Raw genomic sequence first — 9110 nt, 5'->3', positions numbered from 1 at the left:
TAATTACAATCGCCCCCACAGCTCACTAAACTTCCTACCTCCGGCAAAATACAGAGAAAACTATGAAAACAATGTCGATAAGAAACGTGTCACTTTACAAGTGGTGTAAAAAATGGGACAGGGTCACGCCCTTCAAGTCGGGTAATTAGCAATCTAACATATCGACTGCTAAAATTCCTCTTGACAGAATCGCATCTATAGCTATTTTATCTCCAGATAGATATAATTTTAAGGAGTTAATGAGCATGGCTACAAAGAAACGTGAAACCGGATCCCTAAGTATCCACACTGAAAACATCTTCCCCATTATAAAGAAATGGCTCTATTCGCAGCACGATATTTTCCTCAGAGAATTGGTCTCGAATGCCGTAGACGCCATTTCCAAGAGGAAATATGCCGACCCTAATTTCAAAGCTGAAGACATGCAAATTGAGGTCAAACTGGATAAATCCAAGAAAACCCTGCAAGTGATAGACACTGGAATAGGCATGACTGCAGACGAGATTCGCAAATACATCAATCAGATCGCTTTCTCCGGAGCCGAGGAATTCGTGAATAAATTCAAGGATGTACAGGCAAATATCATTGGACACTTTGGTCTGGGCTTCTATTCCGCCTTCATGGTTGCGGAGAAGGTGACCATCGATTCATTATCGGTAAGCGAAGGAAGTAAAGCAGCTTACTGGGAATGTGACGGTTCTACAGAATACACCATGACCGAGGGCAAGCGCAAGGAAGTGGGAACCACCATCACTTTACACTTCAACGAAGATTCCAAGGACTATGCAGAAGATAGCAAGATCAAGGATATTCTGGAACGTTATTGCAACTTTATGCCGATCAAGATCATGTTTGACGGTAAACAGGTCAATCAGACCGAAGCCTTATGGAATCGGAAGCCCAAGGATGTAACGCGTGAAGAGTACATCAAGTTTTATCAGGAAGTATTCCATGATTACAAGGATCCTGTGTTCTGGATTCATCTGAATGTGGATTTCCCCTTCAACCTGAAAGGCATCCTTTATTTCCCTAAATTACGTAATGAACCGGAGTTCTTTAAGGGCGAGGTTAAACTCTTTTGCAACAATGTTTTTGTTGCAGACAATCTGGAAGACCTTATTCCGGAATTCCTGCTTTTGCTGAAAGGCGGCATCGATATCCCGGATATTCCTTTGAACGTATCGCGCAGCTTCTTACAAAACGACACTGAGGTGCAAAAGATATCCAAATACATCATCAAGAAAGTGGCAGATCACTTCCAGGCGACTTTCAAGGAAGACCGCAAGAAATATGAGGAATACTGGGAAGACATCAATGCCTTCATCAAGTTTGGCATGCTGAAAGAAGACGAATTCTTCGATGCCATGAAGGACATCGCCATCTTCAAATCCGCAGGTGGAGACTATTTGACCGTGGAAGAATACAAACAACGCAACGCAGCAGTGAGCGAAGGAAATACCAGAATATGGTACGCTGCCAGCGAAGACACGCAAGTGAGTTATCTGAACCTGATGAAAGAGCAGGGCATTGAAGTAGTATTCCAGAATTCCCCGCTGGATATTCACCTGTTCCAAAAGCTGGAAAGCAAGCTGGAAAAGGTAGAATTCATCCGTGTGGACAGTGAAGTTAACGACCTCCTGGTGAACAAGGAAGGCAGCAGCCTGTCCGATGAAGACAAAGACCGCTTGCAGCAGATATTCTACAAAGCCTTGGATCAAAAGCTGGAAGCATCATTCAGCAAAGAAAGCCTGAAGGATTTCTTCAAAAAGTATCCTGAGGCGGCGAAATCACTAACTCCTTATCAAATTCAGAAAGATGAACAGACCATCATAGACCTCTTGGAACTACCTACAGAACTAAAGAAAGAGCTGGGCAAAGAGGCTATGGAAGAGCTTCACAATCATGCCTATACAGAGCTGAAAGTAGAAGTGAAGAATCTGAAAAGCAAGGACATCCCTGGAATGATTGTCTTCAGTGAATTCATGCGCCGCTGGCACGATATGGACATGATTTCACGTATGGGCGGGGGAGGCGATATGCTGAAGCATCACAGTCTGGTAGTAAACACGGAAAGCCCTGTTATCCAGAAGCTTGTAAGTTTGGACAAAGAGGGTAAAGAGGATGAGATCAAGACGCTCTGCGGGTACATCCACGATCTTTCACTTCTGGAACAGAAAGCCTTTAGCGGAGACGAACTCAAGGCCTTCATAGGCAAGGCAAACAAGGTTCTATCCTATCTGTAAGAAATAACCAAATAAAACTGAAAAGCCCCAGTACATAAACCGGGGCTTTTTCAGTAAATACAACGCGTTATAGAAGCTCAATTACGAGGAATTTTTGCTTGCGGAAATTCTCCTTGTCAGTAATGGTGAGCACATATTCTCCTTCTACTTTCTCCACACTGTAGGTGGTAGCGATATGATTGGAGAGAATACTGTAGCCCTTTTTGGTGGCTTTGAAGCTGATCTGATCATCATCACTGAGATTGATCATAGAGAACTTCTCCGTGTCGATCTCGTCGGCAACGGTAGTAACTCTGCCTATGCCCAAAATGCCACCTTTGCGGTCGATAACTCCCATTTCCAGAAGCTTGCTGCGAGTGCCCACCACGTAGTAGATGGTATTGGCTTCGCGCTCGGCATCGATAAGTTCCTGCTCGCGTTCGGCAATAGTTAGTTCACGCTCAGCAACGATAATTTGGCTTTGGCGGCGTTCTTCTTCGATGGTTTCATTGAGGATACCCATGCGTTCCTGCAGTTCAGCCATGATGGTTTCTTTCTCTTCCAGAGATGCTTTCAAGCGATCCACCATCTGTTGAACTGAGCGTAATTGGGTCTTGGAACCAGCCAGTTGCGCTTCCAATTGGGCGATTTTCTTCTTGTCAGTTTCGATCTGGTCTCTCATATTTGCAATGGAGCTGATGATTTGTTCTCGTCTGTCCGCCGGGGTGCTTCCGGGGATTTCGCCCTGGGTAAAGAGCTGTCCGGAAAGATCTTGGTCCATAGCTTGCAGGCTTTCTTGTATCTCACCGATGGTAGTGGTGGAAGATTCGTACAGAGCCTGAAGATCTTCATTGCTCTTTTGCAGGACCTTGTTTTCTTTGGCAGCATTCATCCATATGATGCCAAAGATGATGGCCAAAATAGCCAAGGCACCTATGATTATAATTTGGGCAGTTTTCATACTTGACTCCTATCGCGTTTTATTATCTGTGTCATTTCATGATACATTGGATTTTGTGTCAAGTCAAATAGAATATTGGATGCATAATGAAATATGGCTACTTAGCGGCTTGGGTACGGGAATTTGAGGAGCTTAAGGCAAGTGTGGACAGGATTACGCTACATCAAAATACCCTGTATCTCCGCTTGATCAAAGCGGGCGTGTTGGTGATCGTACTTAGCCCCCAGGATAGCTTTATTTACCATCGTGAATCCGTAGACCTACTTAAAAAGACAAGTGAGATATGGCCTCAACTGAAGGGGACTCTTATTAGCCAGATTGCGATTAAAGATAATGACCGTATTATCTCGATATTCTGCGAGCAAAAGGACATTTATGGCGAGAATCGTACATTTGAGATAGTGTGCGAGCTGATGCCGCCAAAACCCAATGTGATATTGATTAACCGTGAGAAGAACGTGGTAGTGGATGCCTTGGTAAGATACTCTTTGGCAGACAATCCCATGCGCATGGTACTGGCAAACCAACCCTACTATCCGCCTCAAACGAGTTTCGAACCGGATAAAAAAGAGATAATCCAGATTCCGGCTAATTCCGGAGCCAGCTCCATCAATGATTATTTTGCGCAAAGGCATCAGAAAGTGTTGCTTCCTGCAGATAGCAAATCTACTCTTGACAGCAAGATACGCCTGTTGAATAAAGAGTTGAAACGCTTGAATAAGAAATTGGATTTACAGCTCCAAGACCTGAAAAACGCATTGAAGATGGACTACTATTTTGCCTGTGCCGAAGCTATTAAGCCTAATATGAAGCTGATCATTCCTGGGCAGGAGGAGCTGATTGTAACGAACTATCATGATCCACTATTGGCCGAGATTCACGTACCGCTGTTCCCCGAAAAGAGTCCGCAACAAAACCTGCATTATTATCTGAAGAAGTATCAGAAAGCCAAAAGCGGGAAAGCTATCATCGAGATCAATCTTGAGCGCACCCGGGGAGAGATCGAAGCTGTGCAAGCTCTCATCTCCAGAATGGAAAGTGGAGAGGACTTGGATGTGGATACACATGACAAGAGCAGCAGCATTGTTCAAAAGATCAATCAACTGGACCGTATCCTGCAACTTAGAATCGATGAAAACTGGCAAGTGTACATCGGTAGAAAAGCAAAGGAAAACGACTTTATAAGCACAAAACTGGGTAAAGCTCAGGATTGGTGGTTTCACAGCCGTATCTATCGGGGAGCACATGTGCTATTAAAGAACTATCGTAAGCAGGAAGTTCCTGCAGAATTGATCCGGGCATGCTGTGCACTGGCAGCGTGGTATTCGCAGGCAAAGTTTTCCGTGAATGTGCCGGTGGACTATACCCAGGTGCGCTACTTGAGAAAACCCAAAGGTAGCGCAGCCGGATTTATCACTTACACAAATTACAAGACCTTCTTTGCCAATCCCAAAGACATCCGTGCCATCAAAGAGGAACTGGGATTGTGATCAAGACCAATGGCATCATCCTGGGGCTGATACCCTTTAGTGAAAGCAGTCAAATCTTAAGAATATTCAGCGCTGAAAGGGCACAGATTTCCATAATTGCCAAAGGATGGCTCAAGAAACAGGAACCTCTTTTGCGTTTCGCGGAATATGAATTCAACTTGTATGAACCCAAGGAAGAAGGACTCTACATCTTAAAAGAAGCCGTATTGCTACAGGATTATTCACAGTATCCGTCCACATCGACCTGGGCAGCAGCAGAGGCTGGAGCAGAGCTGATATCCAAGATACTGATCAGTGGAGCAGAAGCAGGGGATTACTACACGTTGCTAAAAGACTATCTGGGCTATCTGCAAAAGCTGGACAGTAACGCTATTTTGATCTTCTGGCGACTGCTTCTAAAGATATTCAAGCTATTGGGCATAAACATCGAATTAAACAGATGCTGCGTGTGCAATACTGTTTCAGGCCCTGCTGGATTTAGCGGTGCTTCTGAGATAATCTGTGAAACCTGCATCCAGCAAATCTCCAATAGAGACTATTACACCGTACTATCTCCCGCTGAACGCCGCATCCTGAGCCTGCTGCCAGAAATCGGCAAGCATCTGGATACTATTAAACCCGATGCAGAGACTGTGAACAAACTAAACGGTTTCTTTTTGGCTTATTATACAGCGCAGCAAAAACAAACGCTCACGCTGAAAAGTCTGAGCGTCCTTAGTCAATTCTATCAATAGAGATTGCTTTTCTTAGAAAGGTTCAAACCTGTTTAGCTCCCAATAGTAGCGTTCCGCGTCTTTTTGGATGGCAACCAGCTCTTCATAATGTTTCATTTCCCACTTTGACATCATAGTAAAGAAGGATTTCAGAGCCTCGATGACTGTCTCTTCCGCACATTTGTGATAATGGTCGATAGCATCTTTCTCCAACAATAATGCTGTGGAGATAGCTGAAAACAGCGCCTGATCCTCCCCAATCCTACGAATGAAGGAATCCGAAAAGATGCTGGGACCGCCTAAGTTCACCTTTGCCAGAATGTTTGAGACATCACTGGCCAGTATATTGCTGGATAGCTGCTGGTAATAATCCAGCAAGTAGTTGAAGTGCCAGCGTTCTTCTTCTCTGCGGCTGAGGAAAAATTCCTTCACTTCCTGTTCCCGGCTCTTTTCAGCAGCGTTTTGATACAGGTTTATGCTATCCATTTCACCTTGCATTGCTTTCTTTATCGAATCAATAAGATGCGCAGTGTCTTTCATATATTCCTCACAATATTCTGTTATACATAGCTTAATCCTTTTGTTTGCCTCATACAAGTACTTTGTTGCTCTAGTGACTCGTCAAGGTATGAATGTCGTTTTGATATTGTGCTGCCAAACTCCAATCTCCCAGATACTTCTGCCGATGATTCAGAAGTGTCTTAAAAAGTGTCTTAAAAAGTTGTGTCTTAACAAGATAGCGGTACTTATAGACAAGACTTTGGATACTATGTAAATGCCTTATGGAGAAATAAATGAAAGAACTACTAGCTGCTTGCTGTCTGGACTGTGCATCCTGCGAAACTTATATAGCACATCAGGCGAATGATCTGGAAAAGAAACAGGACGTTGCGGAGCGTTGGAGCAAGCATTATGATGGCGAACTTACCACATTTGATATTGTCTGCGATGGCTGCATGAGCTATGGAAACCGCTTTGTTTCATATATAGACTGATTCCAGACTGGTTTCGGAACTGTCTGAATCTCAATGAAATAGGCCAGTTTGGAAGACTCGCAGAATAAGTGGGACGGTTCTGCTGGGAGTTATGTCTGCCTCTGAAACTGGTCTAATTGAACTACTGGAAAGTCTAACCCAAGCTTGATCAAAGCAATCACTATTCAGGTATATATATGATGAAAAAATGATTACTGCATAAATCGATCAATAAGATTTCATATATGAGTAAACATCAAAGACTACTTCCCTATCGTCACGACGGAAGCAAACGATGAACATTTCAGTCAAGCTCTTAAATCTCCAACAAATAGAGACAGTTACCAGATGTCTGCCCATTTGGCGATTGTATTGTTGATCTCGACGCAGTCTTTATCCGTCATATCGTTAAATGGGGCGAAGTCGCGAAATTCCTGTAAATTATCTTGATCAATAAAATCCGGGATCGGGGTCAGGGCTTTGAACTCGGAAAATTTGCAGGTATAGATCATGCCATCGGCGATGTCCTTAAGGCGGAAATCCTCATAACCCAGGGAGTAAATGCTGTTATCGGGCAGTTCACCTACTGGGCTTCCTTGCAGGTCAAAAGCCAGTTCGGAAAAGTGCGGACTGATTATTGTCTCGATGATGCCTCCACCAGGGGCCTGTTGAGGAGCATCGGCTTTTATGCTATCCCAAGGATCGTAAAAGCAAATATTGCATACTCTGTCTCCATATTCATCATAGAGATGGTTACCAAAGCGGATAGTATTGAAACCTTTGAAGACTTTACTATCAGTCTCCACCTCGAAACTCGGCTCGCGATAACTGGTAAAAGAGTGGTGCGCACCCATGATGCCCAATACCTTGGTGACTCCGGGAATGTGATACGCCTTCAGCGCTGTCAGCCAGTTCTTTTCGTCGCAATTCTTCCAAATCAGCTTGATCTCCTCTGGATTGGGTTTACGGTTTTGTTCGCGGCATATCTGATTGTATAGCTTCCAATTATAAGGGTCGTTCAAACCAACACAGCGGATTTGTTTTTCGGGCGGGTTTACGCGGTTTTGCTGCCAGATCAACCTGTATATCTCTTGATACTCAAGGTATCCCCAAAAGGCTTCTTGCCGGAGGGCGATCAACTTTGCCAGAGGGACGTCGAACCACTCTTTGGACAGCAGTTCGTCGATCAACGCCTGATCCGCCCGGCGGCCAAATTCCGTGGCAACTATCGTGATGCCATGATCCGGCAGCAAAGGTATCACGCGATGATACAGCTCCACTTGCTGGCGAATATAGTGCATTTCCCCTAAAAGCACGATGTCGTGATCCTCAAACTTTCCCAGAATATAATCTACTGGTGACTTTCCCTCATTCAGAAGATAATTGCTAAGAACACTATGCATATTTATACCTCGCAATATTATTAACAGTGAATCACCCCATCCTCAGCTGCATCACCATAGTCCCAATCAGCGAGATATCGTCTCCCTTCATTGAATCTACTACCAGGGACCCGATAATCTGCATTGAAGGGATGGGCCAGCACCTGATGGCGTTGGTGATCGAACTGGATGCGTTTGAGGGTGATGCCATCGTTCAATCTGACAGCGCAGACTGAGCCATCAGTATTGCTCCAGTTATCTTTTCTTTGGATCACCACTATATCATTGTGCATGATCTGAGGCTCCATGCTCTGCCCATTTACCCGGAAGACCATATAGTTATCGATCTTGTCCTTGAGGTATATCCGCGGTAATTCTACGAAATTGTCATGTTCAAAATTTTCGGTGACTTCCGCTGGCATTTCGACAGAAATTTCTGCCACTACCGGAAGTAAAATTGTGCGACTGTAAGTGCTATCTGTGCAATCTGTTAGCTTGCTCTTGGCTGACACCACCTCGACCTTGGACTTGGTGTTGCTCTCAGGTTTGGGTTCCCAGGGAGCGCTCACATACATGACACCCTCACCACTGAGGAGCTAATTCAAGTTCACTTTTTTGCTCTGCCAGTTTAGTGAGAAAATCGAGGTCTGGAGAGCGTTTATTTTTGATATATCGGCTCATGGAATTCAGTGAAATTCCATTTTGTTTAGAAAAATCTCCGTGAGTCAGGTTTAGCGATCTGACCAGCATTTTGAGTCGATCACCGACTGTCTTGGCTGCCATATTCACTCCCAGTGGTCATTTTTAGGCTTGATCGATATCCGTTTGGGTGATAGTCTGCACCTGTAAACAAAGATATTAGCCTGACTAGTCAGGTCAAGACATTTTATAGAGTGTGATTTCGCGGCGCGTTAATTCCGGCACTGTTTGAGTATCTTCAGAACTTGCCGGCGTTAGCGCAGAATGGACTTCCCAAGATGTCGCAGTGGTTTTAATTAGCTCCCATATATACAGTTAAGGAGATACCATGAAAACTAAGGCAAACATGCCCAAACAGAGACTGCACTGTGACACCGAAAACGGCAAGCACTGCGACACATTTCCCGAGTTTGGGTTCAATCCTGAAGATCGATGCTGTCTGGCTGACCATTGAACGGATGGTAGAACTGAAAGGCTGTTCCAATCGAACCGTCTGGCGCTTTATTATCGAAGAGCTTACCAAGCTGAGAGAAGAGAGCGGGTGTTATTCGTGGCATGGGGCTCAGAACCGTCAAAGAAGGGCTGGTAGAGAAGAATTTCAAGGAAGTAGTAGATGATATGGAGTTTAAATATCAGTTAGACGGCTTTAAAAATGGCGAAACCTTCCAC

General features: G+C 44.4%; 10 protein-coding genes. 5 read left to right on the top strand and 5 right to left on the bottom strand.

The genetic code is table 11. From position 1 onward, the window contains the following. Window positions 1-245: 245 nt before the first annotated feature. Window positions 246-2243 carry a molecular chaperone HtpG gene (gene htpG / locus PHF32_07885; protein MDD4560636.1) on the top strand — a complete coding sequence of 666 codons (1998 nt, stop codon included), beginning with the start codon at window positions 246-248 and terminating at the stop codon, window positions 2241-2243. A gap of 67 nt (window positions 2244-2310) precedes the next feature. Here the strand turns inward: htpG and PHF32_07880 are convergent, their stop codons facing one another. Further along, window positions 2311-3183: a hypothetical protein gene (locus tag PHF32_07880; GenBank protein MDD4560635.1), complete on the bottom strand. Its 873-nt coding sequence runs from the start codon at window positions 3181-3183 to the stop codon at window positions 2311-2313. A gap of 86 nt (window positions 3184-3269) precedes the next feature. On the opposite strand from PHF32_07880, the gene PHF32_07875 reads away from it, so the two are divergent. Then, window positions 3270-4673 (top strand): NFACT RNA binding domain-containing protein, encoded by a 1404-nt coding sequence (locus tag PHF32_07875; protein MDD4560634.1) that lies wholly within the window; start codon window positions 3270-3272, stop codon window positions 4671-4673. Beyond that, a complete protein-coding gene (gene recO / locus PHF32_07870) occupies window positions 4670-5407 on the top strand; it encodes a DNA repair protein RecO (GenBank protein ID MDD4560633.1) in 738 nt (245 codons plus the stop codon). Before PHF32_07875 ends, recO begins: the two co-directional genes overlap by 4 nt. A gap of 12 nt (window positions 5408-5419) precedes the next feature. On the opposite strand, the gene PHF32_07865 is transcribed toward recO, so the two are convergent. Further along, window positions 5420-5926 (bottom strand): ferritin family protein, encoded by a 507-nt coding sequence (locus PHF32_07865; GenBank protein ID MDD4560632.1) that lies wholly within the window; start codon window positions 5924-5926, stop codon window positions 5420-5422. Window positions 5927-6180: 254 nt separating this feature from the next. On the opposite strand from PHF32_07865, the gene PHF32_07860 reads away from it, so the two are divergent. Beyond that, window positions 6181-6381 carry a DUF3795 domain-containing protein gene (locus PHF32_07860; GenBank protein MDD4560631.1) on the top strand — a complete coding sequence of 67 codons (201 nt, stop codon included), beginning with the start codon at window positions 6181-6183 and terminating at the stop codon, window positions 6379-6381. Window positions 6382-6701: 320 nt separating this feature from the next. Here PHF32_07860 and PHF32_07855 read toward each other — a convergent pair whose 3' ends face one another. From PHF32_07855 to PHF32_07845, 3 genes are read right to left on the bottom strand one after another with little or no spacing between them, the layout of a single operon-like run. After that, window positions 6702-7763, bottom strand: coding sequence for a hypothetical protein (locus PHF32_07855; protein MDD4560630.1), 1062 nt, complete (start codon window positions 7761-7763; stop codon window positions 6702-6704). Window positions 7764-7783: 20 nt separating this feature from the next. Beyond that, a complete protein-coding gene (locus PHF32_07850) occupies window positions 7784-8317 on the bottom strand; it encodes a S24 family peptidase (GenBank protein ID MDD4560629.1) in 534 nt (177 codons plus the stop codon). A 7-nt stretch (window positions 8318-8324) separates the two neighbouring features. Then, window positions 8325-8525, bottom strand: a complete 201-nt coding sequence (locus PHF32_07845; protein MDD4560628.1) for a helix-turn-helix transcriptional regulator — start codon at window positions 8523-8525, stop codon at window positions 8325-8327. A 244-nt stretch (window positions 8526-8769) separates the two neighbouring features. Here PHF32_07845 and PHF32_07840 point away from each other — a divergent pair, with 244 nt between their 5' ends. Next, window positions 8770-8895 carry a hypothetical protein gene (locus tag PHF32_07840; protein MDD4560627.1) on the top strand — a complete coding sequence of 42 codons (126 nt, stop codon included), beginning with the start codon at window positions 8770-8772 and terminating at the stop codon, window positions 8893-8895. The last annotated feature ends 215 nt before the right edge of the window (window positions 8896-9110 follow it).

It is taken from the genome of Candidatus Cloacimonadota bacterium (assembly GCA_028706475.1).
Lineage (GTDB): Bacteria > Cloacimonadota > Cloacimonadia > Cloacimonadales > Cloacimonadaceae > UBA5456.
Note: the sequence above shows the minus strand (reverse complement) of the source record. Positions and strands in the feature narration are given on the sequence as shown.